Genomic DNA, 24,794 nt, shown 5'->3' on the forward strand with positions numbered 1-24,794 from the left:
CAGATCGGACGCCATCACTCCCCGATGCCGTCGCCCTGACCGGCGGCCGTCCGTAACCCAGGAGGTACAGCGTGGGTTGGTTCATCACCCAATCGCTTCTTTTCATCATCATCGCGGCCGTCGTCTTCTTCCTGCTCGGCCTGTGGGTCGGCTGGATCCTCTGGGCTCGTCGCTCGAAGGCGGCGGGACGCCACACGGCCGAGACCAGCGAGAAGCGGACGACAACGGGCACGGCGGCAGAGGCCGCTCCCGCAACGGCCGGCGAGACGACGACGTCGTCCCCGGCGGACGCCGACGCGACCGTCGCGGCTGACGCGGCCGAGACCAGCACCCCCGCCCCCGTCGCCGCCCTCGCGGTCCCCTCCGGCGACTCGACGACGGCGGAGGCCGGGACGGAAGCCGGCACGGCCGCCGTCGCGACGCTCACCGAGGAGAAGGACGGCGACGACGTCACCGGCGGCGCCTCGGCCGGTGACGACGGCACGGACGGGGACGCTCCCGTCACCGCGTCCGACGCCGCCCCGGGGGGCGCCGGCGTCGACACCGCTGACGCCGCCGACATCGAGGACGAGAACCTCGCCCTCTACGCGGGCGCCGAGAAGGACGTCGTCGCCGAGGCGGAGGCCGCCACGCGCGACGCCGCCGCGGTGGAGGACGGCACCCCCGAGACGGACGCGACCGACGCCGGCACCGCGGCGGACGGCGCGCCCGCGCCCGACGCCGCCACGGCGGGAACCGCGGCTCTCGCCGGGACCGGGGCCGCGGCCGCCGTCGTCTCCGGAACCGGGGAGACCGCTCCGGAGGCCGTTCCGGAGGCCGCCGCCGGGGCCGTCGCGAGCGAGGCCGCCGAGGACGACCTCACGCGGATCGAGGGTGTCGGCCCGAAGATCGCCAAGGCGCTCGAGGCGGCCGGTTACGGCACGTACGAGAAGGTCGCCGCCGCCTCCGAGGACGACATCCGCGCCGCGCTCACCGCGTCGGGGATCAAGTTCGCGCCGGCGGCGTCGTCGTTCGCGGCGCAGGCGCAGTACCTGGCCGAGGGCGACGAGAAGGGCCTGGCCGAGTACCAGGACTACCTGATCGCCGGCCGCGACCGGAAGAGCGCGGAGTTCGTCGAGGAGGTCGACTACACGGACGTCGACGAGGTCGAGGGCGAGGCCGCCAAGGAGGCCGCGCTCGAGGCCGACGCCGAGAAGGTCGCCGAGGCGACCGGCGAGGACACCGACGCCGCGTCCCAGGAAACGGCCGTGGCCACGGACACCGCGGCCGCGACGCCGTCGGACGACGACCTCAAGGTGATCGAGGGCATCGGCCCGAAGATCGAGAAGGCGCTCAAGGCGGACGGCATCACCTCGTACGCGCAGGTCGCGGGGATGGACGAGGCCGCGCTGCGCGAGACGATCGCCAAGAGCGGCATCAAGTTCGCCCCGTCGATCTCCAGCTGGGCCGCCCAGGCGGAGTACCTCGTGAACGGCGACGACGACGGGCTCAAGGAGTACCAGGACTACCTCATCGGCGGTCAGGACCGTGGCAGGACCAAGTTCGTCGACGAGGTCGACTACACCGACGTCGACGAGATCGAGAGCGAGGCCGCCAAGCAGGCCGCGCTGGAGGCGGACGCGAAGAAGGTCGCCGAGGCCGAGGCCGAGGGCGGTCAGGCATGACCGAGCTGAAGCCGTTCCTCGCTCCGATCGCGGTGGCCGTGGTGGCCCTGGCGGGCCTGTCGAGCTGCCAGGACACCGCCTTCCGCGAGGGCATCGAGGACAAGCTCACCGGTAGCTCGGCGGCGGCCCTGGCCGAGGCCGGGATCGACGGCGCCGACGTGTCGTTCGTCGGGCGGGACGGGACCGTCGAGGCCGGCACGGACGCCGTGGCGTCCGCGGCGGGTGCGGTGGTCGAGGGCGTCGAGGGCGTGCGCGTGGTCACGGCCCTCGGGCCGGACGGGGAGGTCGAGATCGGCGGCGCGGCGGGGAGCGACGCCGACGGCGCCGCGTCCGGTGACGCGACGGCGGAGGCGGGCGCCGAGGCGTCCGCGGAGGCGTCGGAGGATGCCGCGGCCGACGACCCCGCCGGGGAGGACGAGGCGTCGTCGGACGACGGCGGTTCGGCGTCCGGGGACGAGGGTTCGGCGTCGGACGACGACGGTTCGTCCGACGACGGCGGGGCCGGCGACGAGTCCGGCGACGCCGGCTCGGAGGACTCCGGCGAGGAGGACTCCGGGTCCGGCGACGAGACCGAGGAACCGACCGCCAAGGAGAAGAAGGAGGCGCAGGAGGAGCTCGAGGAGCTCGTCGAGATCGAGACGATCACCTTCGTCACCGACAGCGCCAGGCTCACCTCGGAAGGCGCCGCGGTGGTCCGGGACGCGGCGGAGCTGCTGGAGGAGCACCCGAACGTGACGGTGCGGATCGAGGGCCACACCGACCACGTCGGCGCGACCTCGTACAACCGCGAGCTGAGCCAGGACCGGGCCGAGACGGTTCTCGACCGCCTGGTCCGCCTGGGCGTGGACGAGTCGCGCCTGACCGCCAGGGGCTACGGCGAGTCCGACCCCGTCGTGGAGAACCCCCGCGATCTGGCGGAGCTCGAGAAGAACCGCCGCGTGGAGTTCGTCGTCACCGACTGATCCCCGCGAGGCCCGGACCGCCGGGGCAGTGGCTCGACAGGCCGCTGCCCCGGCGGTCCTGTCGTGTGCGGGGACAGCGGCAGGGCCCGGGACCGCGGGCCCGCGGCGGCGGTCGACCCTGCCATCACTGCCCGGAATATCCTCAACGAGAAATTCCGGACGGGGTGAATTACGCTGCCCGTGAACGACATCAGGGACGCGGCCGGGAAAACAGGCCGTGCCGGAAGCCGAGGCGCAGAGGTCGCCGAGGCCACAGGGGGAAAACACCATGCGCAAGACGAAGCCATTCCTGGCGCCCATCGCTGCCGCCGCCCTGGTCATCGGGCTCGCCGGCTGCCAGGGCGGGGACATCGAGGGCGAACTCACCCAGAAGGCGACGCAGGCCCTGTCGGACGCCGGGCTCGACTCGGCCGAGGTCAGCTTCGAGGGCCGCGAGGCGACCGTCGAGGCCGACAGCGCGGACGACGCCGCGGCCGCGGGTGAGGTGGTCGCGGGCGTCGACGGCGTCGAGGGAGTCACGGCCATGGGCCCGGACGGCGAGGTCGCACTCGACTCCGCCGCCGAGGGCGACAGCACGGACGACGCCGACGACACGGCCACGGATGACGCCACGGATGACGAGGGCGACGACTCCGCCGGGGCGGGGGACGACGCCGAGGACGACGCGGCGGATGACGACGCGGCCGGGGACGACGCGACCGACGACGCCGCCGGGGACGACGACATGGCGGACGGCGACGACGACGGCGCGGCCACGGACGCGGAGAAGTCCGAGGCCCAGGCAGCCCTGGACAAGACCGCGGCGATCACGTTCGTCACGGGCAGCGCCGAGCTGACCGCGGACGGCGAGCGCGCCGTGAGGGAGGCCGCGGACACGCTCGACGAGTTCGAGAACGTCCGCGTCACGATCGAGGGTCACACCGACAGCGTCGGCCCCTCGGGCGCCAACAAGGCCCTCAGCAAGCGACGCGCGACCGCGGTCCTGGAGGCGCTCACCGCCCAGGACGTCGACGCCGAGCGCCTGACGGCCCGCGGCCTGGGCGAGTCCGACCCGGTCGTCAAGGACGCCACGGCCGCGTCCGACCTGGCCAAGAACCGCCGGGTCGAGTTCGTCGTCACCGACTGACCCACCGGGATCCACCCCGGCGAGGCAGTGCCTCCGGGCGCACCAGGGCGCCCTGGCCGCGCGTCGTACCAGCGCGCGGCCAGGGCGCGCTCCGCCGGGGGGCACGGCAGCTCCGTGTTCAGGACGGCGGCCCGGACGGCCGCTGGATCCCCGCGTTCAGGACCAGCGGCCCAGGCGGTCGCTGAGGAGGGCGATCGCCACCGGGCCCGCCGTCGAGGTCCGCATGACGTGGGGACCCAGGCGGGCGGTGACCCCGCCCGCCGCGGTCAGCAGGTCCACCTCGCTCTCGGCGATGCCGCCCTCCGGCCCCACGACGACGAGCAGCTCACGCACCGGCGCCCCGCCGTGCCGCTCCGGCACCCCGCCGTCGCGCGCCGGCACCCCACCGTCGTCCGGTCCGGTCGCCTCATCCGGCGCAGCGGCGCCGGCTTCCGGCGGCGCGACGCGTTCCGGCGGCACCGGAAGCTCCACCTCGCGCAGCGGCGTCGTCGCCTCCTCGTGGAGGACGATCACCGCCCCGCCCGCCGCGCACACCTCGCGGGCGCGGGCGGCCAGCTGCCTGGTGGTGACGGGGGCGGCGACCTCCGGAGCGCGGGCCCGACGGGCCTGCTTGGTGGCGGCGCGGACCGTCGCGACCCATTTCGCCTGCGACTTCGCCGCCCGCGGGCCGCGCCACACCACGATCGAGCGCTCGGCCTGCCACGGGATCACCGCGTCCGCGCCGGCCTCCGTCGCGGCCTCGATCGCCTGCTCGTCGCGGTCGCCCTTGGCCAGCGCCTGGACGAGGGTGAGGACCGGGTCGGGCGCGGGCTCGGCCACCACGGCCCGGACCTTCAGCCGCACGTCACCGTCGTCGACCGCCTCGACGACGCCCTCCAGCCGCAGGCCGCAGCCGTCGACGACGTCGATCCGCTCGCCGGGCCCCCGGCGTTGCACGACCCCCGCGTGCCGCCCCTCGGCGCCGTCGAGCACGAACACCGAGCCGACGCCGTACTCCCCCAGGCGCGCCCCCTCCGCGAGGAAGACCGGTGCGCTCATCGCGTGCCCGTCAGCGCCCGGAGAACTTGTCGCGCAGCCGGGAGAACACGCCCGGGTGCGCCGCGGCCAGACGGGGCTCGGGACGCTCCTCGCCGCGCAGGGCCGCGAGCTTGCTCAGCAGGTCGGTCTGCTCGTCGGTGAGGGACGTCGGCACCTGGACCTCGATGTGCACGTTGAGGTCGCCGCGGCCGCCGTTGTGCAGGTGCCCGACGCCCAGGCCCTTGAGCGTGACCACCTGGCCCGGCTGGGTACCGGGCCGGATGTCGATCTCCTGCGCGCCGTCGAGCGTGTCCAGCTCGAGGACCGTGCCGAGGGCGGCGGCGGTCATCGGGACGGGGAGCGTGCAGTGCAGGTCGTCGCCGCGGCGCACGAACGTGTCGTGCGGCTTCTCGCGGATCTCCACGTAGAGGTCGCCGGCCGGGCCGCCGCCGGGGCCCGTCTCGCCCTGCGCGGAGAGCTTGATCCGCGTCCCGGTGTCCACGCCCGCGGGCACGTTCACGGTGACGGTTCGCCGCGAGCGCACCCGGCCCTCGCCGGAGCAGTCCGGGCAGGGCTCGGGGATGACGGTGCCGAAGCCGCCGCAGGCCGAGCAGGGCGCGGTCGTCATGACCTGGCCCAGGAAGGAGCGCGCGACCCGCTGCACGGAGCCGCGCCCGTGGCAGGCGTCGCACGTGCGCGACGTCGTGCCCGGGCGGGCGCCGTCGCCGGTGCACGTGGAGCAGACGACGGCCGTGTCGACCTGGAGCTCGCGCTTGACGCCGAACGTGGCCTCGGCCAGGTCGATGTCGAGGCGGACCAGCGAGTCGTTGCCGCGCCGGGCGCGCGGGACCGGGCCGGTGGGCTGGCCGCCGCCGAAGAACGTCTCGAAGATGTCCTGGAACCCGAACCCGTTGCCGAATCCGCCGCCGGCGCCGCCGCCCGGGGCGCTCGGGTCGACGCCCATGTCGTACTGCTGTCGCTTCTCCGGGCTGGAGAGCACCTCGTAGGCGCGGGCGACGTCCTTGAACCGTTCCTCGCCCTCGGCCCCGGCGACGTCCGGGTGGAGGGTGCGGGCGAGTTTGCGGTACGCCTTCTTGATCTGCTCGGGCGTGGCGTCCCGCGGGACGCCCAGGATCTCGTAGTAGTCGGTCACAAGTCTCTCTTCGCTCGCTCTGGGTCGGAAGGCAGCGGCACCCGGCTGCCACGGGGCATCCGGATCCGCGGGTGCACCAGGCCGGAGGGCTGGAAGGTCGGGGGCAGGGTGCTCACGTGGGCAGCACCCGGGAGAGGTAGCGGGCCACCGCGCGCACGGAGGCGATGGTGCCGGGATAGTCCATGCGCGTCGGCCCGATGGAGCTGAGCAGGGCCACCGTGTCGCCGTCGGACCCGTAGCCGGTGCTGACCACCGACGCCCGCGACAGCCCGGCGACGCGGTTCTCGTGGCCGATGCTCACGGCCACGTTCTCGTCGGAGGTCATCTCCGTGAGCAGCCCGAGCAGCACCACCTGCTCCTCGAGCGCCTCCAGCAGCGGGCTGAGCCCCTGCTCGAAGTCCATGCCGGGCCGCACGAGGTTGGCCTGGCCGGCGATGACGAGGCGTTCCTCCTGTTCCTGGTCGAGGGCGGTGGTCACGACCTCGCCGATCGCGGTGACGAGCGCCCGGTGCTCGGGGGCGACGACGTCGGCCACCTCGCGGAACGCGACGTCCATCTGCGTGAGCCGGCGACCGGCGGCGGCGGCGTTGAGCCGCGCGCGCAGCTCGCCGAGCGTGCCCTCGTCGACGTCGTCGGGGACGTCGAGGAACCGCTGCTCGACGCGGCCGTTGTCGGTGATGACGACGACGAGCAGGCGGTCCTGGCCCGTGGGCACGAGCTCGAGGTGCCGCAGCCCGGACCTCCGCAGCGACGGGTACTGGACGACGGCGACCTGCCCCGTGAGCTGGGCGATGAGGCGGCCGGCCCGGCCGATGACGTCGTCGAGGTCGACGGCCTCGGACAGGAACTTCTCGATGGCCCGCCTCTGGGGCAGCGTCAGCGGGCGGGCCTCGGCGAGCTTGTCGACGAACAGCCGGTAGCCCTTGTCCGTGGGGATGCGCCCGGCCGAGGTGTGGGGCTGGGCGATGTACCCGGCCTCCTCGAGCGCGGCCATGTCGTTGCGCACAGTGGCGGGCGAGACGCCCAGCTGGTGACGCTCCGTGAGCACGCGCGAGCCGACGGGCTCCTGCGTGTGCACGTAGTCCTCGACGATGGCCCGCAGTACCTCCAGCCGCCGCGTATCACTCATGGGTCACCTCCGCCCAAGCACTCTCGATCTCCGAGTGCCAATGTTACTTGGGCGGACTGACACTCCGTAAGCGCCGCGCCAGGGCCTGTTCCGTGACGCGCGCCGCACGCGCCAGATGGCGCCGCGCGTTGCGGCTCACGCCGGTCGCGTTGGCGAACGCGTGGATGTGCCCGCTCGCCACCTGCACCGTGGCGGGCACGCCGAACTCCCGCAGCCGGTCCGCGTACGCCAGCCCTTCGTCGCGCAGGACGTCGAACCCGGCGACCACCACGTGCGCGGGAGCCACGCCGGTCAGGTCCTCCGCGACCATCGGCGAGACGCGCGGGTCCTTGGCCTGGTCCGGGTCCGTCAGGTAGCGCTCGAGGTACCAGTCCACGCGCCGGGCGGGCAGCCCGTACCCGTCGAACAGCCTGCGGGAGGGGTAGGTCGTCGTGGCGTCGGTCACCGGGTACAGCAGCAGCTGGAAATCGGGCGCGCCCGTCCCGGGCCCGCCGGGGCCGTCGTCGTCCCTCGTGAGGAACGAGACGACGGCGGCGGCGTTGCCGCCCGCGCTGTCGCCGCCGACGGCGACGGGCAGGCCCCCGAGCTCCGGTCGCCACCGGCGCGCGTTGGCGCGCACCCAGCGGTACGCGGCGACGGCGTCGTCCAGCCCCTCGGGGAAGGGGTGCTCGGGGGCGAGGCCGTAGCGGACGGACACCACCACGAGGTTGGCGGACCGGGCCAGGAACCGGCAGACCGGGTCGGCCGTCGCGAGCCCGCCCACCACCCAGCCGCCGCCGTGGTACCAGACCAGGACGCCGTCCGGCGGGATCGCGGGGTCCGCCTGGTACACGCGCAGCGTGAGGCGCTCGCGCGGGCCGGGGACGGTGAACTGCTCGACGCGGCCGACGGCGGGTCGCTCGCCCACCACCCTCGCCTGCCGTTTCACGCGGGCACGCGTGTAGCCGACCGTGCTGTCGGGGATCGGCCGCAGCACACCCAGCCGCTGCGCGAAGCGGACCTCGGGGTACAGCGTCTGCCCGTCGATGACGTGCGGCTCGCCCGCGAGCCGGCGCAGCACGAGGTCAGGCAGACGCCGGATGCCCAGGGCCGCGGCATGCGCGGCCCCGACGCCGAGGTTCATGAGGAGGTGCCCCATGGAAAGACGTTACCCACCAGGACCGGTTCGGACACGCCGAGCTCCGGCGCATGTCTCGAACGGGGCAAGTTCGCGGCCCGTGCCCGGCCGGCCCCGGCGGGGCACCGGCAGGGCCACGGCAAGGCCGGACCCGCCTCTGGGGCGATGCCTTAGACGCGGCCGGGAGACCCCGCGAACCCGCGGGCGAAGATAGGCCGACCGCCCGATCCCCGCCCGCTACCTCAGCGAGGAACGTGGTACCCACGCCGGGAGACCACCGGCCGGAGGCACGGGAGGCACCATGTTCAGCAGTTCGAGCTACGACGAGTACAAGCTCCGCCAGGCCGAGACCGACCGGCGGAACGAGCGGGCACGTCACGCGGCGGAACGGAAGGAAGCGGCACGGCCCGCGCCGGGCTCGGCGCGCGACGCCCGCCGGGAGGAGCACGGCAGGCCGGCCCCGCGCACGGCGACGGGCTGGACCACGCACCCGTCGCGCGCGGCCTGAGACCGTAGCGGCGTGGCCCGGGGGCAGGTTGCGGGCGGGCGGCTTAGCATCGGGGCGTGAGTCTGGATCGTTATGGGGCCGATGTCCTGAACCCGGAGTTCCCCGGGGCGCACCGCGGGCGGAAGCGGCCGGAGACCCGACCCGTCGTCGCGGAGACCGGGCTGGTCGTCGAGGACGTCGAGACCGGGTGGGTCGGCGCCGTCGTCCGGGTCGAGAAGTCCGGCGGGATGCACGTCGTCGTGCTGGAGGACCGGCGCGGCCGGCTGCGGTCGTTCCCGCTCGGCCCGGGGTTCTGGGTCGAGGGGCGGCCGGTCGAGCTGACGGCGCCCGTCGCGAAGGCGTCGCCGGTGACGCCGGCGCGCACGGCTTCCGGGTCCGTCGCGGTGCCGCACGCTCCCGCCCGGGTCGCACGCGGCTCGCGGATCTGGGTCGAGGGGCGGCACGACGCCGAGCTCGTCGAGCAGGTGTGGGGCGACGACCTGCGGGTCGAGGGTGTCGTGGTCGAGCTGCTCGACGGCGTCGACAACCTCGCGGACCGGCTCGCGGCGTTCGACCCCGGCGACGAGCGGCGGGTCGGGGTGCTCGTCGATCACCTCGTGCCCGGCTCGAAGGAACGGCGGATCGCCGACGACGCGCTGCGGCAGGTTCCCGCGGGGTCGGTGCTGATCCTCGGGCATCCCTACGTGGACGTGTGGCAGGCGGTGAAGGCCGAGCGGCTGGGCCTCACCCGGTGGCCCGAGATCTCGCGGGACGTCGAGTGGAAGCTGGGTGTGCTGCGGGAGCTGGGCTGGCCCGCGGAGACGCAGGCCGACGTGGCGCGGGCCTGGCAAAAGATCCTGCGCTCGGTCCGGGATTTCCGGGACCTGGACCCGGCGCTGCTGGGGCGGGTGGAGGAGCTCATCGACTTCGTGACGGCACCGGGCACGGCCTGACCCCGGGCACCGGCAGTCCGAGGTGGTCCGGGTGCGCCGCATCGTTATCGCACTGGGTCCCGGAAATCCGAGCATCCGGGCTGGGAAGCCCTAGGCTGCGTGCATGTCCGAGACGCCTCAGAACCCGAGCGGCGAGCCGAGCCCTCAGCCCGGCCCGGGTCCGCAGCCCCCCTACGACGCGCCGGCCGGTGCCGGCGTTCCTCCGCAGCAGCCCGGCTACGGCACGCCGCCGCCCGGGCAGCCCTACGCCCCCGTGCCGCTGCGTCCCGACGAGGAGCGGACCTGGGCGGTGCTGGCCCACCTCGGCGGGGTGCTGCTCAGCTTCCTCGCGCCGCTCGTCATCTGGCTCGTGTTCCGCGAGCGCAGCCGCTATGTCGACGCCGAGGGCAAGGAAGCCCTGAACTTCCAGATCACGCTGGCCATCGCCTACGTCGCCGCGTGGATCCTCACGGGGGTCACCCTGGGGTTCCTTTCCTTCGTTCCCCTCCTCGTGTGGATCGCCAGCGTGATCTTCGGGATCCTCGCCGCCGTCGAGTGCGGCAAGGGCCTCCCCTACCGTTACCCGGTCAACATCCGCCTCATCAAGTAGGACGCTGCACCGGCCGCCGGGCCGGAACCGTGCACGGCGCGGTGCGACAAGGCAACGAAGCCTTGTCGCACCGCGCCGTTGTTCGTGCCGTACGCGTGCCGTCCCGTCGGTGTCCCACGTGCCGTCCCGGGCTCCGCCGGGCTCGGGCCGGCTCACGCGACGACCGGGCCGCCCGCCAGCCGGCGATACGCGAAGGCCAGCGCGATCAGCGTCACCGGGATCGTGATCAGCAGGCCGAGGCCACACAGGAGCGCGCCGAGGACGTTGATCCCCAGCAGGGCGAGCTCCAGGAGGAGCACCGGCCCGAGGTTCCGGCCCACGAGCCGGAAGCTCGCGGTGAACGCCGCCCACGCATTCTGGTCCTTGTCGATCACGCCCTGGTAGGTGAACACGGCGAAGACCGCCACGACGAGCAGGCCGATGCCGCACAGGGCGGCGCCCACGGCCTGCGCCACGACCAGCAGGAGTGCCGCCACGACGATCATGCCCAGGTTCCGGGGCCGGAACAGCCCGGCGAAGGTGGGCTTCGCACCCCCGGCCTCGTCCAGCGCGGCCGCCGTTCCCATCCCCTGCAGAATCCCGGAGGCGACGACGCCGATCAGGCCCAGCACGAGGCCTAACCCGGTCCCGGCGAACGTGAGCACCGCCCGGACCAAGGCCGGGAACCCGGCTTCGCCCGGGCTCCGCATCGACTGCTGGACCTCGGCGACGTTGTCGGTGCTGAGGCTGCCGGAGTTGAACACGAGGTTCGCGACCACCAGCAGCAGCACGAACAGGATCCACAGCAGCGCGTTGCCCGTGTACTTCTGCCAGGCGAACGAGAGGGCCTCGCCGACGGTGAACGTCCCGGCCGCGGCCGGGACGTCCGCCGGCTCGGACGGTTCGAAGGGACCAGGCGCGATGCGCTCGCTCATGGGGACCGCCTTCCGGGTGAAGGAGCTTCTTCCCGAGCCACTTTCACCTGGGTTGCCGCGCCCCGCGACCGGAACTCACACCGTATCCCCCGAATGCGGCACAATGCGGCGTGTGGCCCGGTGCCGGGGTCAGTACGCCGGCGTCGGGTTCTGGTCCGCCTCGATCGACTCGTTCTGCAGGCGCCGGTACAGGTGGGCGCCGAAGATCACGGCGAACGGGAACGTCGCGAACAGGCCGAGGCCGCAGAGGCAGGCGCCGGCGAACGTGTAGCCGATGTAGACGAGGTAGCCGAGCACGCCGGTCCCGAGGTTCGACGTGACCAGCTTGAAGCTCGCGCCGATCGCCTCGATCGCGTTCAGCTGCTTGTCGAGCACGAAGTACGGCGCGGCCACGAGCAGGAACCCGACGACGATCCCCAGCAGGTCCCCGAGGAACGGGATCATGCCGACGACGGCGCCCACCACGCCCACGATCACGGTCAGCAGGAGGATCCCGCCCCAGTTCCGCAGGCCGAAGAAGTCACCGAACCCGATCCGCTGCCTGCGCGTGGACGCCAGCGCCCCCGCGTACAGGGTCATCCCCGCCACCGACGCCACGACGCCGAGCACGCCGTTGGTCAGGAGGAACATCGGCGAGGTCGCGCGCTCCTCGATCTCCGCGTTCATCCGCAGGCTCGCGCTCTGGTCCCCGCTCGCCGCGGCGTCGAACATCTCGGACATGGTCTGCAGGAACCACGGGTTCGCCACGAAGAACCCGCCGATCGTCACGACGCCCAGCAGCAGCACCATGACGATCCACACGCCGGCGTTCCGCCCGAAGGACCGCCACGCGAACCCGTGCGACTCCCCGATCGACGGCGGCGCCCACGGCACGGACGGCCCGGTCGGGACCGGGGCCTGGAACTGGTACCCGGGCGGCGCGTACTGCCCGTACTGCGGGTGCTGCCGGTACGGATCGGGATCCGGCGCCTGCGGCCCGGGCTGCACCGGCTCCTGGCCGTAGGGGTTCGGCTGCTCGTTCGGCTGCTCGGGCCGGCCTCCCGGGCTCGGCTGCCCGTACGGGGGATCCTGCGGGTCCTGCGCACCCTGACCGGGCACGCCACCTTCGTTGCTCATCCTTGCCCCTCCCGACGCGATCTGGTGGACAACAAGGTAGCGGGCGTGACTGACACTCCACGACCAGGTCTACCTGCGGCGTTCCGGCACCACCTCGCGCGCCCGTACCCGCCGCCCGCTGCGGCCCCGCCTCGCGGCACGGGACGCCGCGCGGTTCAGGCGGTCAGGTCCCGTACGACGGCGTCGGCCAGCAGGCGGCCCCGGAGAGTCAGCACCGCGCGCGGTGCCCCGCCGCCCGCGCCGAGCGCGGAGGCGCCCTCCAGGAGACCCCGGGCCACGAGGCCGGCCACCGCCCGGCGGCCCGCCGGCCGCAGCGCGCTCAGCGCCAGGCCCTCGGCGAGCCGCACCCCGAGCATGACCCGCTCCAGGTACGCCTCGTCGCCGGTCAGCAGCTCCCGCCCCGCACCCGGCGACCGGCCGGACTCCAGCGCGGCCGCGTACCGCCGCGGATGCTTCACGTTCCACCAGCGCACGCCTGCGGCCTCCGCGCCCGGGCCCGAGCCGGCCGCCCCGGCCGCCTCGCCCGTCCCGGCGGTCTCCCGCACCCCGTCCGTCTCCCGCGACGCGCCCGCCGAGACGTACGAGTGCGCCCCCGGCCCGATCCCCCACCAGTCGTGCCCGCGCCAGTACGCCAGGTTGTGGCGGCAGCGGTCCTCCTCGGTGCGCGCCCAGTTGGACACCTCGTACCAGCCCAGCCCCGCCGCCGACAGCAGCTCGTCCGCCAGCTCGTACTTCGCCGCCTGGTCGTCCTCGTCGGGCAGCGCGAGCTCGCCGCGGCGCACCTGCGCCGCCATCTTCGTCCCGGGCTCCACCACTAGCGCGTACGCCGAGACGTGGTCCACCCCGGTCGCGACCGCCGCGGCCACCGACTCGCGCCAGTCCTCCTGCGTCTCCCCCGGCGTCCCGTAGATCAGGTCCAGCGACACCCGCAGCCCGGCGTCCCGCGCCCAGCGCACCACGTCCGGGATCCGCGCGGGATCGTGCGTCCGCTCCAGCGTCGCCAGCACCCGCGGGACCGCGGACTGCATCCCGAACGACACCCGCGTGAACCCCGCCGCGGCGAGCGCCTGAAGGTACGACGGCGTCACCGAGTCCGGGTTCGCCTCGGTCGTGACCTCGGCCCCCGGTTCCAGCCCCCAGGCATCGCGCACCCCGCCGAGCATCCGCACCAGGTCGCCCACGGGCAGCATCGTCGGCGTCCCGCCCCCGAAGAACACGGTGGACACGGGCCGCTCGGGCAGCCCGGCGTCGGCCAGCACCTTCGCGGCCAGCCCGACCTCCCGCAACGCGGTGTCGGCGTAGGCCACCTGCGACGCTCCCCCGCCCAGCTCGGCGGCGGTATAGGTGTTGAAGTCGCAGTACCCGCACCGCACGGAACAGAAGGGCACGTGCACGTACACCCCGAACGGCCGCCCGTCACCGGCCCCGGCCGCGCCGCCGCCGGCGTCCGCGCGCCCGGTCCCCGGCCCCTCGGCCGGGCCGCGCCCGGCGTCGTCGGCCCCGGAGATCCGCGCGCGTCCGGCCCACCGCGGCAGCGCGCCGTCGTCGGGCACCGCAATACCCTCGGGAAGTGCCGGCACGCTACTTCTTCTTGTCCTTGCCCGAGGCCGGCTCGCTGGAGAGGGCCGCGATGAAGGCGTCCTTCGGGACCTCGACGGACCCGATGTTCTTCATGCGCTTCTTGCCCTCCTTCTGCTTCTCCAGCAGCTTGCGCTTGCGGCTGATGTCACCGCCGTAGCACTTGGCGAGCACGTCCTTGCGCATCGCGCGCACCGTCTCGCGCGCGATGACCCGCGCGCCGATCGCCGCCTGCACCGGCACCTCGAACTGCTGGCGCGGGATGATCTCCTTGAGCTTCGCGGTCATCAGCACGCCGTAGTCGTAGGCCTTGTCGCGGTGCACGATGGCGCTGAACGCGTCGACCTGGTCGCCCTGCAGCAGGATGTCGACCTTGACCAGGTCCGCCGTCTGGTCGCCCGACGGCTCGTAGTCCAGCGACGCGTAGCCGCGCGTGCGCGACTTGAGCTGGTCGAAGAAGTCGAACACGATCTCCGCCATGGGCAGCGTGTAGCGCAGCTCGACGCGGTCCTCGGACAGGTAGTCCATGCCGATCTGGACGCCGCGGCGCTCGGTGGTCAGGCCCATCACCGTGCCGACGAACTCGCTCGGCGTCAGGATCGTGGCCCGCACCACCGGCTCGCGCACCTCGCCGATCTTGCCGGTGGGGAACTCGGACGGGTTGGTCACCTTGACCTTCTCGCCGTCCTCCAGCGTCACGTCGTAGATGACGTTCGGGGCGGTGGAGATGAGGTCGAGGTTGAACTCGCGCTCCAGGCGTTCGCGCACGATCTCCAGGTGCAGCAGCCCGAGGAACCCGACGCGGAACCCGAAGCCGAGCGCCACCGACGTCTCCGGCTCGTAGTTGAGCGCGGCGTCGTTCAGCTTGAGCTTGTCGAGGGCGTCGCGCAGCGCCGGGTAGTCGGAGCCGTCGATCGGGTAGAGCCCCGAGAACACCATCGGCTTCGGGTCGCTGTAGCCCTCCAGCGCCTCCGTGGCGGGTTTGTGCTGGTTGGTGACCGTGTCGCCCACCTTCGACTGGCGCACGTCCTTCACGCCCGTGATCAGGTAGCCGACCTCGCCCACGCCGAGGCCCTTGGTGATCGTCGGCTCCGGCGAGTGCACGCCGATCTCCAGCAGCTCGTGCGTCGCGCCCGTGGACATCATCGCGATGCGCTCGCGCGGGTTCAGGCTGCCGTCGATGACGCGGACGTAGGTGACCACGCCGCGGTAGGTGTCGTAGACGGAGTCGAAGATCATGGCGCGCGACGGGGCGCCGGCGTCACCGGTCGGCGCGGGGATGCGCTCGACGATCCGGTCGAGCAGCGCCTCGACGCCCACGCCGGTCTTGCCGCTGACCTTCAGCACGTCCTCGGGCTCGCCGCCCACCAGGTGCGCGATCTCCTCGGCGTACTTCTCCGGCTGCGCCGCGGGCAGGTCGATCTTGTTCAGGACCGGGATGATCTCGAGCTCGTTCTCCATGGCCAGGTACAGGTTGGCCAGGGTCTGCGCCTCGATGCCCTGCGCGGCGTCGACCAGCAGCACGGCGCCCTCGCACGCGGCGAGGCTGCGCGAGACCTCGTAGGTGAAGTCCACGTGCCCCGGCGTGTCGATCATGTGCAGCGCGTGCGGCGTCTCGATGCCGTCCTCACCCACCACGGCCCACGGCATGCGCACGGCCTGCGACTTGATCGTGATGCCGCGCTCGCGCTCGATGTCCATCCGGTCCAGGTACTGCGCCCGCATATCCCGCGCCTGCACCACGCCGGTGAGCTGCAGCATGCGATCGGCGAGCGTCGACTTGCCGTGGTCGATGTGCGCGATGATGCAGAAGTTGCGGATCAGCTCGGGCGACGTCGCGTTCGGCTGGATCCGCGCGGCTGAGGTGGGGATCGCGGGCAAGGCGGGTTGCTCCTGGATGAGAGGTACGGCGAGAAGGTTCGTGGACGACGGCGGCCGTGGCGCGCCAGGCGGTCACGTGCCGTCGCGTGCATTCTCCCACGGGCGGACGTCGCCGGACGTCCCGGGGCGCACGGCGCCGGATCGTGCCGGCGTTCCCCGCCACGACGGACGATGGACGACGACGCCGGGTGGCCTGCGGCGCGGTTACCTTGGGGCCCATGACGACTGGCGGCGTCGGGAACGCTCCCGATCTTGACCACCTGGCCCTCCTGGAGCAGCTGCAGGGCCGGTTCCACGACTCCATCGCCGGCGTCGACCCGGCGGCCCCGGTCCCCGCCTGCGGCGACTGGACCGTCCGCGACCTCGTGGAGCACCTGGCGCACGTCCACCACTGGGCCGCCACCCAGGCCCGCGCCGAGGACGACCCGGGGCTGGGCGACGGCCCGTTCGACCTCGCCCCGCACTACGCGGCCCAGGCCGCCGGGCTGCGCGAGACGCTCCGGTCGGTCCCCGCCGACGCCCTCGCCCGTGTGCTCTCCCACCCGCGGCCGCTCGACGCCGGGCCGGCGTCGTTCTGGCACCGCCGCCAGGTGCACGAGACCCTCATCCACCTGCACGACCTGCGCGCGGCCGTCGCCGGGCGGGCCGAGCCCGGCCTGGTCGCCGACGTGACGCCCGGGACCTGGGCGGACGGCGTCGACGAAGTGGTGACCGTGTTCCAGCCGCGCCAGGTGGGGCTGGGTAGGATGCGCCCGCTGGGGGTGCACGTCCTGCTCCAGGCCGACGACGTCCCCGGCGCTCCCTCGTGGGTGCTCGGGTTCCCGGACCGCGACCGCGCGCGGGAGATCCTGCCGGACGTGGCGGTGACCGGCAGCGCGCAGTCACTGGCGCTGCTGCTCTGGCGCAGGCTCACGCCCGAGGAAGCGGGCGTCGCCGTGCTGGGCGATCGCCGCGACCTGGATGCGGCGCTGGCGGAGCCGATCGTCCCGTAGAGCCGCCGTAAACCGGCGCCCATAGCACCGGTCGGGACCTTGCGCCACCTATGTGAAGGTGAAAAACTCCCAGATGGGTGCCACTTTTCACAGGATCCAGGCAAGATGGGCACCGCCCGGCGACGTCGGGCCTTCTACCTGTCCCGACCTGCCGGAGTGCCGACATGCCGCAACACGTGAGACTCACCGATCTGACCGATCTCACGCTCGTCACCGAGACCACCGCAGCCCAGGATCCCCATGCGACCTACCGGGCCCTGCGCGAGCGATGGGGGCCCGTGGCCCCCGTCTACCTGGAACCCGGTGCCCCGGCGTGGCTGGTGCTCGACCACAACGACATCGTCCGCATCGCGCGTGACGACCAGCGGTTCTCCCGCCGCAGCGAGACCTGGAACGGTCACGAGCGGCGGCTGCTGGCGACCGGATCGCGGCTGCACCCGATGATCCCGTCGGTCGAGCGGTTCTCCCCGCACCACCAGGACGGCGTCGAACGGGCACGCCTGCGCGCGCCGATCGACGACATCTTCTCCGGCCTCGACGAGGCCGTCCTCGGCACGATGCTGCGCACCACGTGCAACCAGCTGATCGACGAGTTCGCCGAGGACGGCAAGGCGGACATCGTTTCCCAGTACAGCGCCGTGCTGCCCGTGCTGGCCATCGCGCAGTACTTCGGGTTCGACTTCCGGACCGGCCGCCGGGTCGCCCACCTGGCGCGCGAGGTGATGAGCCCGATGGAGATCAACACCGACGTGCTGCCCGAGTTCGAGGGGATCCTCGGGGAGCACATCGGTGCCCGCTGGGCACACCCCACGGACGACATCGTCGGGCAGCTCATCCAGCACGGCGCCTACCGCTCGCCGGTCGAGGTGGCGCACTCCCTCATCACGATCCTGTGCGCGGCGAACTCGCCGATGGAGTCCTGGGTGTCGTCCACGCTGCTGTACCTGCTCACCGACACCCGGACCCCGGGCAAGGTCGGCAGCGGCTACCTCGGGATCGACCAGGCGATGGACGAGACCCTGTGGCGCAACTCGCCGAGCGCCAACCTGCCCCCGCGGTTCGCGACCCAGGACATGCTGCTCGGCGACAAGTACATCGAGCAGGGTGACGCCGTCCTCCTCGCGGTCAGCGCGGCCAGCCACGAGATCGCCCGGCAGAGCGAGGACGCCTGGGACCGCGCGGAGAACCGCAGCCAGCTCGCCTTCGGCAACGGGCCGCACCGGTGCCCGGCTCGCCGGCTCGCCCGGATCGTCACGCGCAACGCGGTCGACACGCTGCTGAAGCGGCTCGACGTGCGGCTCGCGATCGAGGTCGAGGAGATCGACTGGATGCCGTCGCCGTGGGAGCGCCGGCCCATGCGGCTCCCGGTGCGCTTCACGCCGCCGATCAAGGTGGGGATGCACTGGACCGAGGGCCTGCCGACCCATGCGAGGTCACTGCTGACCTGACCCCGACCCGGTGCCACCTGCCAGGGATATGCCTTTTTCACCCGATCCGGTACTGTCCCCTGCGTGACTTTCGCATCCGACAACTCGTATCCCGGTGACTTCGAGGGTGAGGTCCAGCCCGTCTACAACCCCGATCTGGACGGTGACCCGGACCCCGGCGAGGTCGTCTGGACCTGGGTCCCGTTCGAGGAGGACTTCGGCCAGGGCAAGGACCGCCCGGTGCTGCTGGTCGGCCACGACGGCGAGTGGCTGCTCGGCCTGCAGCTGACCAGCCAGGACCACGACCACGACGAGCTCCAGGAAGCACGCGAGGGCCGCATCTGGATGGACATCGGCACCGGCAGGTGGGACCGCGACGGGCGCAACTCGGAGGTGCGGATCAACCGCGTCATCCGCGTCGACCCGGCCGACGTGCGCCGCGAGGGCGACGTCCTCGAGGAGGCCGTCTTCGAGGACGTCGTCAAGTACATGAAGCGCGCCCTCGAACTCACCTGACGGTACGCTGCCCGGCGTGAGTGACAACCGGTGGATGCGGCTGCTCGGCGATATCGCGAAGGCAGTCCTCAAGGCGTTCCTGTCCGACGGCGGCCGCGGGCAGGAGGGTGGCTCGTCCTCGACGGGGACGACGTCGTCGTCCGGCCCGAAGCCGCGTCCGCCGGCCTCGCGACCCGGCACGCCCGCGGCGTCGTCGTCCCCCGGGGCCGGCGACGGCTATCCCGGCGACTTCACCGGGCGGGTCGACGCGGCCTACTCCCCTGACCTGGACGGCGATCCGGACCCGGGCGAGATCGTGTGGACCTGGGTGCCGTTCGAGGAGGACTTCGGCCAGGGCAAGGACCGCCCGGTCCTGCTGGTGGGCCGCGACGGCGAGTGGCTCCTGGGCGTCCAGCTCACGAGCAAGGACAACGTGAGCGGCGGCAGCCAGAACGGCAACGGCGGCCGCCGCTACCTCGACATCGGCACGGGCGACTGGGACCGCCAGGGCCGCCCGAGCGAGATCCTGCTGAGCCGCGTGATCCGGGTGGATCCGGCCGCGGTGCGGCGCGAGGGCGCCGTCCTGGACAAAACCCGCTTCGACAGGGTGATCGCGGAGCTCTGAGCCCGCGGTTCGGCGGGGCAGGTCGGTCCGATGTCGAGAAGTCGGCCCCTCGGGCGGCCGACCGCACGGACAGCCGACCGACCGCTCTCAGCCGCGGCCGGCCCAGTCGTAGCCCTTGTTGCGGCACAGGCAGAAGGGGTGGCCTACCGGGTCCTTGTAGATCTGCCAGCCGTAACCCTCGGGGCCGATGAACTCCCGCTGGAGCTCCGCGCCCAGGGCGGTGACGCGCTGCTGCTCCGGCGCGAACTCGTCGACCTCGAAGTCCAGGTGGTACTGCTTCGGGTGCTCGTCGCCGGGCCAGGTGGGCGGGCGGTAGTGCTCGACCCGGTAGAAGGCGAGGTCGATGTCGCCGAAGGTGAGGTACGCCCAGTCGCCGGTGCTCCTGGCGCCCAGCGGCTGGCCCGTCACGCCGGAGTAGAACGCGGCCAGTGCCATCGGATCCGGGCAGTCGATGATGAAGTCGGTGAATTTCAGCACGCTGCCATCGTGCCATGGCGGTCCGCCGGGAACGACGTCATTTCGTGCCGTACGCCCAGGTGGGCGTTAAGATGCCGCCGACCCGGTACTGAGGGCAACCGCGGGCCCGGGCACCGTCGTACAAGGAGACCGATGAACCAGCCCACGCTGCCCAACCAGGACTTCTCGGCGTACGAGAGCTGGGCGCGGTTCTCCGCCGCGGCGCGGGTGCGGGTGCACGACGCGATGGCGCGGATGCAGGCCGAGCGGATCCGGGTGTGCCGGGCGATGGAGAGCGGGCAGCAGGTGAGTGCGCGCGTTCTCGGCCGGGGCAGTCAGGAGATCAACCGGAACATGGCCGCCGAGGCCCTGAACTGGCGCGACCTGGAGTCGATCCGCAGCTCGGGGACCATCGAGCAGCTGGCCGTGAGCCTCCCGAACAACGCCGTCCTGGTCGAGGCCGGCCTGCGGATGACGAGCGTGTGGCACTACCACGGCCTCGATCCCGACGTACGGCTCGCCCTGACCGCGGAGGATCCCGCGTCGTACTTCTTCGGCTACGCACCCGTCCAGATGAAGATCGCCGGCGGCGACGAGGTCCTGCTCGACGGGCCGATCATCCGCGGCGAGCACACCGTGATCGCCGTGCGCGACGCCGCCTGCGTCCGCGCGGCCCGGGGCTACTGGGACGCCGTGCGCGCCACGATCTACCCCTGCGCCGAGGAGGACCTGCCCTTCGACGAGCTGACCGAGCGCCAGCGCCGCGTCGTCGCCCTGATGCTGACCTGTTCCTCGGACGAGCAGATCGCCCGCCGCCTGGGCACGAGCGTCCGCACGGTGCGCACCGAGGTCGCGACCGTCCTGGCGCTGCTCGACGCCCCGACCCGGTTCGTCGCCGGCGTCCGCCTCCGCGAACGCATGAGCGGCATGCCGGCGTAGGCGCCGGGCCATGCGGGCGTCAAGGGTCGCGGCGGGCTTGCCCCGATCGCCGGCGTCAGCGGCTGCGGCGCGCCGCCACGACCGCGAGCGCCAGGGCGATCGCCGTGCAGGCCGTCGAGAGGATCTCGGTCACCACGAAGGGCTGGTCACCGCCGAGCCGGCCGGCGATCTGGATCGTCGCGGAGATCCCGCCGGCCACGAAGTACGCGAGCACCGCCACCGACAGCCAGCGCGTCACCCGGTGCGGCAGGCCCAGCAGGCCGACGGCGGCCACGCCCAGCACCGCGCCGGACACCGAGAGGATCACGTGGATCGGCGGCAGGTCCTGGAACTGCGGGGTGAACAGGTACGGCATCGCGCTGTGACCGAGGTGGGCGAGCAGTACCGGGACCAGCGCGATCACGCGGTCGGGCGTCGCACCGGCGACCCCTCGGCGGCCCAGGAGCAGCCCGACCACGGCCAGGGCGAGGATCGCCAGCGCGGCGAGCGTCAGGTAGACGTACTCGGCCGCGACGTCCTCGGCGAGCTGGACCACGAGGAGCACGAGCTGCACCAGGAGGTGCACGCCGCCCACGATCGTCGCCGCGCCGAGCAGGCGGCGCGATCCGAGCGTCACAGCTCCCGCCGCGAGCAGCACGGTCGAGGCGATCGCCGAGCCCGCGATCAGGTAGACCGGGGTCAGCTCGCTCACCCCGACCTCGGCCGTGCTCACGGCGTCCGTGCCGAGGAGCGTCAGCGGCACCCGCATCCAGGCGCCGAGAGCGAGCGCCAGGATGCCGAGCAGCGCGAGCGGGCGGCCGGGATCGGCGCGTGGCCCGGTGCCGGGATCGGTACCAGGATCGGTACCGGGATCGGCCGGGGCGACGTGCGGTGCGTCGGTCATGCCCCCACCTTGGCGTGACCACCGGGTCCTTGTCACCCCATGACCAGCGAACTCACCCCGCCCCGGTCGGCAACCGCTCAGCCGGGCGCCATGGCGCGTTCATCGTGCGTTGGCACGCAGCCACCACCCTGAGACGTCCTTCCCACCTACCCGAGGAGTGCTCGTGCGCCTTCGTGCACCGATGCGCGTGGCCCTGCCGCTGACGGCAGCCGCCCTGGCGGTCGCCGCCGTCCCCGCCGCGCCGGTCCTGCCGGCCGCTCACGCCGCGACCCTGTCCACCGTGGTCATCAACGAGGTCGAGTCCAGCGGCGGTTCGCCCGGCGACTGGGTCGAGCTGTTCAACACCGGTTCGTCCGCCGTGAGCATCGGCGGGATGGTGCTGCGCGACAACGACGACACGCACACGTTCACCGTCCCGGCCGGCACCAGCATCCCCGCCAGGGGCTACTGGGTCGCCGACGTCGACGCGTCGTTCGGCCTGGGCAACCCCGACGAGGCACGCCTGTTCACGTCCGCCGGCACGCTCGTCGACCACTACCAGTGGCAGAACCACGCGAGCGGCACGTACGGCCGCTGCGCCGACGGCCACGGCGCGTGGGTGGCGACGTCGTCGACCCGCGGCAGGGCGAACACCTGCTCCGCGCCGTTCACCGTGCTGATCAACGAGGTCGAGTCGAACGGCAGCACACCCGGTGACTGGATCGAGCTGTACAACACGGGCACGTCGGCCGTGAGCATCGGCGGCATGGTGCTGCGCGACAACGACGACACGCACTCCTTCAAGGTGCCGAGCGGCACCAGCATCCCGGCCAAGGGCTACTGGGTCGCCGACGTCGACGCGTCGTTCGGCCTCGGCAACCCCGACATGGCGCGCCTGTTCCGCTCCGACGGCACGACGCTCGCCGACGCGTACGTCTGGGCCGCGCACTCCACGACGTCGTACGGCCACTGCCCGGACGGCACCGGCGTCTGGGCCGACACGCTCGGCGCCACGCGCGGCGCGGCGAACTCCTGCGGGACCGGCCCGACGCCGACACCCACCCCGACCCCCACACCGACGCCGACGCCGACCGGGCCCACGACCGGCCCCTGGCCCGGCAGCCAGACCGTCGCCTTCGCCGACCTCACCGGCACCTGGGCCGCCGACCTGAGCGGCGTCGCCTTCGACCCGGCCGACCCGTCGGTGCTCTGGGCCGCCCAGAACAAGGCCGGCACGCTCTGGAAGCTCGTCCGCTCCGGCGGCAACTGGGTGCCCGCCTCCGGCTGGGGCACCGGCAAGGACCCGCGCTACCCCAACGGCTCGGGCCATCCCGACACCGAGGGCCTCACGGTCACCGGCGGCATGGTCTACCTGGCCTCCGAGCGCGACAACGACGCCGGCGGCACCTCGCGGATGTCGGTGCTGCGCTACGACCCGTCGGCGTCCGCGCTCACCGCCACCCACGAGTGGAACCTCACCGCGGCGATCCGGACGGCGTCGGGCATCAGCTCGTTCGACGCGAACGCGGGCCTCGAGGGCGTCGCGTTCGTCCCGGACTCGTTCCTCACCGCCAACGGCTTCACGACCTCGACGGGCGCGCCCTACACGCCGTCGTCGTACGGCGAGCACCACGGCGGCCTGTTCGTCGTCGCCGTCGAGGCGACCGGCGACCTGTACGCCTTCGCGCTGCGCGCCGACGGCGCGTCGTCGTACGTCGCGACGATCGACAGCGGGTACCCGAGCATCGCCGACACGCTGTTCGACGACGCCACGGGCCGGCTCTGGGCCGTGACGGACGACAGCCAGTCCGGCCGTACCTCGCAGTTCGCGCTGGTCAACGGCGTGTTCACGAAGGTCTCGACCTACGAACGCCCCGCTGGCATGGCGAACTACAACAACGAGGGCCTCGCCCTCGCCCCGGCGTCGACCTGCTCGGCGGGTTCGCGCGCCGTGGTGTGGGCCGACGACGGCGACGACGACGGCCACTCGCTCCGCCAGGGCACCTTCCCCTGCCCGTAGCGGCACGAGGCAGCTGATCCGGCTGGGCCCGGGCCTCGCCGGGCGTCCGTGATCCGCGGCACCTCCAGGACCGGGGGTGCTGTGCATCGCGGACGCCCGGCGGAGCCCGGGCCCGCCGTGGTTCGGACGGGTCCCGAAAATTGGCTCGCGCCGGCGCGACGAGACATGCCAGGATTCCCGGCAGGAAACGACCCGGAAGGAGGTGCGCCATGGAGCCCCGGCTGATCCACGCCGCACACCACCGCGCATCGAGCGCGACGGCGGCAGACGCGCCTTGTACCTCCCCTTCCGAGGAGCACCGTCTTGTCCTTTCCCGCCAATCCCCAGAGCCGCTACGCCGCTGAGCAGCACGAGCGCGCCACCGCGGCCCTCGAGGCCGAGTACCCGTACGTCGAGCCCCGGCCCGGGCAGCGCTGGTCCACCTGGTCGAGCGTGGCCAAGGGTCAGCGCGGCCCCGAGCCACGCCCCGGCTGGCTGGTCACGGCCGACGTCGCGCTCGACACCGAGCTCGGCATCCTGAAGACCGGCAAGGAGGCCGACGCCTTCCTGCTGGAGCGCGCCGTGCCCGACGCCGTCCCCGCGCCGGACGACCGGCCGCGCCGCTGCCTGCTCGTCGCCAAGCGGTACCGCGGCCACGAACACACCGCCTTCCACCGCGACGGCGACTACACCGAGGGCCGCAAGGTCCGCCGCACCCGCGACCAGCGGGCCATGGAGGACCGCAGGTCGAAGTGGGGCCGCATGGTGTCGGCCACGCAGTGGGCCGACGCCGAGTTCGGCGCCCTGACCATGGCCCACGAGGCCGGGGCGCCGGTGCCCTACCCCGTTCTCGTGGACGGCACCGAGGTGCTGATGGAGTTCATCGGTCACGAGGACGCCGGGACGGGCGAGATCGTCGCGGCGCCACGCCTGGTCCGGCTGCGACCTCCGCTCGAGCTGCTCGAGTCGTACTGGGAGCAGCTCACCCACGGCATGTCCGTGCTCGCACGGCTCGGTTTCGCGCACGGCGACCTCTCCCCGTACAACGTCCTGGCCGACGACGAGCGCCTGGTGATCATCGATCTCCCGCAGATCGTGGACCTGGCGTCCAACCCGTTCGCCAACGAGATGCTGCTGCGCGACTGCCGCACGATGTGCGCCTGGTTCGGCGCCCGCGGCCTGGAGCGCGACCCGGAGGAACTGTTCGCGGACCTGCTGGCGCAGTCGTTCTGACGGTTCCCGGCAACCGTGAGGGGCCCGGGGCCAGGCCCTTGGCCCCTCACGTTGCGAGGCTGCTCCGGAGATGCAGACGC

23 protein-coding genes are annotated in these 24,794 nt (G+C 73.0%); 13 read left to right on the forward strand and 10 right to left on the reverse strand.

Features of this window, described 5'->3' with window-relative positions:
- Positions 1-71 precede the first annotated feature (71 nt).
- The 3 genes from ABD208_RS13995 (at position 72) to ABD208_RS14005 (ending at position 3,752) form a co-directional block, all read left to right on the forward strand.
- On the forward strand, positions 72-1,664 hold the full coding sequence (locus ABD208_RS13995; protein ID WP_344103892.1) for a helix-hairpin-helix domain-containing protein: 1,593 nt from the start codon (positions 72-74) through the stop codon (positions 1,662-1,664).
- Entirely contained in the window at positions 1,661-2,626 is a 966-nt protein-coding gene (locus tag ABD208_RS14000) for an OmpA family protein (RefSeq protein WP_344103894.1), read from the forward strand. The genes ABD208_RS13995 and ABD208_RS14000 overlap by 4 nt, the downstream gene beginning before the upstream one ends.
- 268 nt (positions 2,627-2,894) lie before the next feature.
- Positions 2,895-3,752: an OmpA family protein gene (locus ABD208_RS14005; protein ID WP_344103896.1), complete on the forward strand. Its 858-nt coding sequence runs from the start codon at positions 2,895-2,897 to the stop codon at positions 3,750-3,752.
- A 156-nt stretch (positions 3,753-3,908) separates the two neighbouring features.
- Here the strand turns inward: ABD208_RS14005 and ABD208_RS14010 are convergent, their stop codons facing one another.
- From ABD208_RS14010 to ABD208_RS14025, 4 genes are all read right to left on the reverse strand, one after another.
- Positions 3,909-4,790 (reverse strand): 16S rRNA (uracil(1498)-N(3))-methyltransferase, encoded by an 882-nt coding sequence (locus ABD208_RS14010; RefSeq protein ID WP_344103899.1) that lies wholly within the window; start codon positions 4,788-4,790, stop codon positions 3,909-3,911.
- 10 nt (positions 4,791-4,800) lie between these two features.
- Positions 4,801-5,922: a molecular chaperone DnaJ gene (gene dnaJ / locus ABD208_RS14015; protein WP_344103901.1), complete on the reverse strand. Its 1,122-nt coding sequence runs from the start codon at positions 5,920-5,922 to the stop codon at positions 4,801-4,803.
- Between the two features lie 112 nt (positions 5,923-6,034).
- On the reverse strand, positions 6,035-7,051 hold the full coding sequence (hrcA, locus tag ABD208_RS14020) for a heat-inducible transcriptional repressor HrcA (protein ID WP_344103903.1): 1,017 nt from the start codon (positions 7,049-7,051) through the stop codon (positions 6,035-6,037).
- 43 nt (positions 7,052-7,094) lie between these two features.
- A complete protein-coding gene (locus ABD208_RS14025) occupies positions 7,095-8,189 on the reverse strand; it encodes an alpha/beta hydrolase (RefSeq protein WP_344103905.1) in 1,095 nt (364 codons plus the stop codon).
- 280 nt (positions 8,190-8,469) lie between these two features.
- Here ABD208_RS14025 and ABD208_RS14030 point away from each other — a divergent pair, with 280 nt between their 5' ends.
- The 3 genes from ABD208_RS14030 (at position 8,470) to ABD208_RS14040 (ending at position 10,197) form a co-directional block, all read left to right on the forward strand.
- Positions 8,470-8,676 carry a hypothetical protein gene (locus tag ABD208_RS14030; protein WP_344103907.1) on the forward strand — a complete coding sequence of 69 codons (207 nt, stop codon included), beginning with the start codon at positions 8,470-8,472 and terminating at the stop codon, positions 8,674-8,676.
- A 56-nt stretch (positions 8,677-8,732) separates the two neighbouring features.
- On the forward strand, positions 8,733-9,608 hold the full coding sequence (locus ABD208_RS14035) for a DUF3097 domain-containing protein (protein WP_344103909.1): 876 nt from the start codon (positions 8,733-8,735) through the stop codon (positions 9,606-9,608).
- A 103-nt stretch (positions 9,609-9,711) separates the two neighbouring features.
- Positions 9,712-10,197 (forward strand): DUF4870 domain-containing protein, encoded by a 486-nt coding sequence (locus ABD208_RS14040; RefSeq protein WP_344103911.1) that lies wholly within the window; start codon positions 9,712-9,714, stop codon positions 10,195-10,197.
- Positions 10,198-10,349: 152 nt separating this feature from the next.
- Here the strand turns inward: ABD208_RS14040 and ABD208_RS14045 are convergent, their stop codons facing one another.
- The 4 genes from ABD208_RS14045 to lepA form a co-directional block, all read right to left on the reverse strand.
- Positions 10,350-11,111, reverse strand: a complete 762-nt coding sequence (locus tag ABD208_RS14045) for a hypothetical protein (RefSeq protein WP_344103914.1) — start codon at positions 11,109-11,111, stop codon at positions 10,350-10,352.
- A gap of 129 nt (positions 11,112-11,240) precedes the next feature.
- Positions 11,241-12,227: a hypothetical protein gene (locus ABD208_RS14050; protein WP_344103917.1), complete on the reverse strand. Its 987-nt coding sequence runs from the start codon at positions 12,225-12,227 to the stop codon at positions 11,241-11,243.
- Positions 12,228-12,382: 155 nt separating this feature from the next.
- Positions 12,383-13,807, reverse strand: coding sequence for a radical SAM family heme chaperone HemW (gene hemW / locus ABD208_RS14055; RefSeq protein WP_344103919.1), 1,425 nt, complete (start codon positions 13,805-13,807; stop codon positions 12,383-12,385).
- 1 nt (position 13,808) lies between these two features.
- The gene (gene lepA, locus ABD208_RS14060) at positions 13,809-15,686 is read right to left on the reverse strand and encodes a translation elongation factor 4 (RefSeq protein WP_344103921.1); all 1,878 of its coding nucleotides are present in this window, start codon (positions 15,684-15,686) and stop codon (positions 13,809-13,811) included.
- A gap of 218 nt (positions 15,687-15,904) precedes the next feature.
- Here lepA and ABD208_RS14065 point away from each other — a divergent pair, with 218 nt between their 5' ends.
- The 4 genes from ABD208_RS14065 (at position 15,905) to ABD208_RS14080 (ending at position 19,225) form a co-directional block, all read left to right on the forward strand.
- The gene (locus ABD208_RS14065; RefSeq protein ID WP_344103923.1) at positions 15,905-16,678 is read left to right on the forward strand and encodes a maleylpyruvate isomerase family mycothiol-dependent enzyme; all 774 of its coding nucleotides are present in this window, start codon (positions 15,905-15,907) and stop codon (positions 16,676-16,678) included.
- A 176-nt stretch (positions 16,679-16,854) separates the two neighbouring features.
- Complete coding sequence (locus ABD208_RS14070) at positions 16,855-18,126, forward strand: cytochrome P450 family protein (protein WP_344103925.1); 1,272 nt, start codon at positions 16,855-16,857, stop codon at positions 18,124-18,126.
- 63 nt (positions 18,127-18,189) lie between these two features.
- Positions 18,190-18,621, forward strand: a complete 432-nt coding sequence (locus ABD208_RS14075) for a type II toxin-antitoxin system PemK/MazF family toxin (RefSeq protein WP_344103927.1) — start codon at positions 18,190-18,192, stop codon at positions 18,619-18,621.
- 16 nt (positions 18,622-18,637) lie between these two features.
- Positions 18,638-19,225 (forward strand): type II toxin-antitoxin system PemK/MazF family toxin, encoded by a 588-nt coding sequence (locus ABD208_RS14080; protein WP_344103929.1) that lies wholly within the window; start codon positions 18,638-18,640, stop codon positions 19,223-19,225.
- Positions 19,226-19,312: 87 nt separating this feature from the next.
- On the opposite strand, the gene ABD208_RS14085 is transcribed toward ABD208_RS14080, so the two are convergent.
- A complete protein-coding gene (locus tag ABD208_RS14085; RefSeq protein WP_344103932.1) occupies positions 19,313-19,702 on the reverse strand; it encodes a VOC family protein in 390 nt (129 codons plus the stop codon).
- Between the two features lie 132 nt (positions 19,703-19,834).
- Here ABD208_RS14085 and ABD208_RS14090 point away from each other — a divergent pair, with 132 nt between their 5' ends.
- Positions 19,835-20,620 (forward strand): helix-turn-helix transcriptional regulator, encoded by a 786-nt coding sequence (locus ABD208_RS14090; protein WP_344103934.1) that lies wholly within the window; start codon positions 19,835-19,837, stop codon positions 20,618-20,620.
- A gap of 55 nt (positions 20,621-20,675) precedes the next feature.
- Here ABD208_RS14090 and ABD208_RS14095 read toward each other — a convergent pair whose 3' ends face one another.
- Positions 20,676-21,503 carry a hypothetical protein gene (locus tag ABD208_RS14095; RefSeq protein ID WP_344103936.1) on the reverse strand — a complete coding sequence of 276 codons (828 nt, stop codon included), beginning with the start codon at positions 21,501-21,503 and terminating at the stop codon, positions 20,676-20,678.
- A 163-nt stretch (positions 21,504-21,666) separates the two neighbouring features.
- Here ABD208_RS14095 and ABD208_RS14100 point away from each other — a divergent pair, with 163 nt between their 5' ends.
- Both ABD208_RS14100 and ABD208_RS14105 read left to right on the forward strand, forming a co-directional pair.
- Positions 21,667-23,502: a lamin tail domain-containing protein gene (locus ABD208_RS14100; protein WP_344103938.1), complete on the forward strand. Its 1,836-nt coding sequence runs from the start codon at positions 21,667-21,669 to the stop codon at positions 23,500-23,502.
- Between the two features lie 303 nt (positions 23,503-23,805).
- Positions 23,806-24,714 (forward strand): serine protein kinase RIO, encoded by a 909-nt coding sequence (locus ABD208_RS14105; protein WP_344103940.1) that lies wholly within the window; start codon positions 23,806-23,808, stop codon positions 24,712-24,714.
- Positions 24,715-24,794 lie beyond the last annotated feature (80 nt).

The sequence above is a fragment of the Myceligenerans crystallogenes genome, assembly GCF_039529775.1.
GTDB lineage: Bacteria > Actinomycetota > Actinomycetes > Actinomycetales > Cellulomonadaceae > Myceligenerans > Myceligenerans crystallogenes.

Coding starts and splice junctions, on each gene's coding strand:
- ABD208_RS14000 (WP_344103894.1), top strand. CDS start 1,661: ATGACCGAGCTGAAGCCGTTCCTCGCTCCGATCGCGGTGGCCGTGGTG.
- ABD208_RS14005 (WP_344103896.1), top strand. CDS start 2,895: ATGCGCAAGACGAAGCCATTCCTGGCGCCCATCGCTGCCGCCGCCCTG.
- ABD208_RS14010 (WP_344103899.1), bottom strand. CDS start 4,790: ATGAGCGCACCGGTCTTCCTCGCGGAGGGGGCGCGCCTGGGGGAGTAC.
- hrcA (WP_344103903.1), bottom strand. CDS start 7,051: ATGAGTGATACGCGGCGGCTGGAGGTACTGCGGGCCATCGTCGAGGAC.
- ABD208_RS14025 (WP_344103905.1), bottom strand. CDS start 8,189: ATGGGGCACCTCCTCATGAACCTCGGCGTCGGGGCCGCGCATGCCGCG.
- ABD208_RS14030 (WP_344103907.1), top strand. CDS start 8,470: ATGTTCAGCAGTTCGAGCTACGACGAGTACAAGCTCCGCCAGGCCGAG.
- ABD208_RS14040 (WP_344103911.1), top strand. CDS start 9,712: ATGTCCGAGACGCCTCAGAACCCGAGCGGCGAGCCGAGCCCTCAGCCC.
- ABD208_RS14045 (WP_344103914.1), bottom strand. CDS start 11,111: ATGAGCGAGCGCATCGCGCCTGGTCCCTTCGAACCGTCCGAGCCGGCG.
- ABD208_RS14050 (WP_344103917.1), bottom strand. CDS start 12,227: ATGAGCAACGAAGGTGGCGTGCCCGGTCAGGGTGCGCAGGACCCGCAG.
- ABD208_RS14065 (WP_344103923.1), top strand. CDS start 15,905: ATGACGACTGGCGGCGTCGGGAACGCTCCCGATCTTGACCACCTGGCC.
- ABD208_RS14090 (WP_344103934.1), top strand. CDS start 19,835: ATGAACCAGCCCACGCTGCCCAACCAGGACTTCTCGGCGTACGAGAGC.
- ABD208_RS14095 (WP_344103936.1), bottom strand. CDS start 21,503: ATGACCGACGCACCGCACGTCGCCCCGGCCGATCCCGGTACCGATCCT.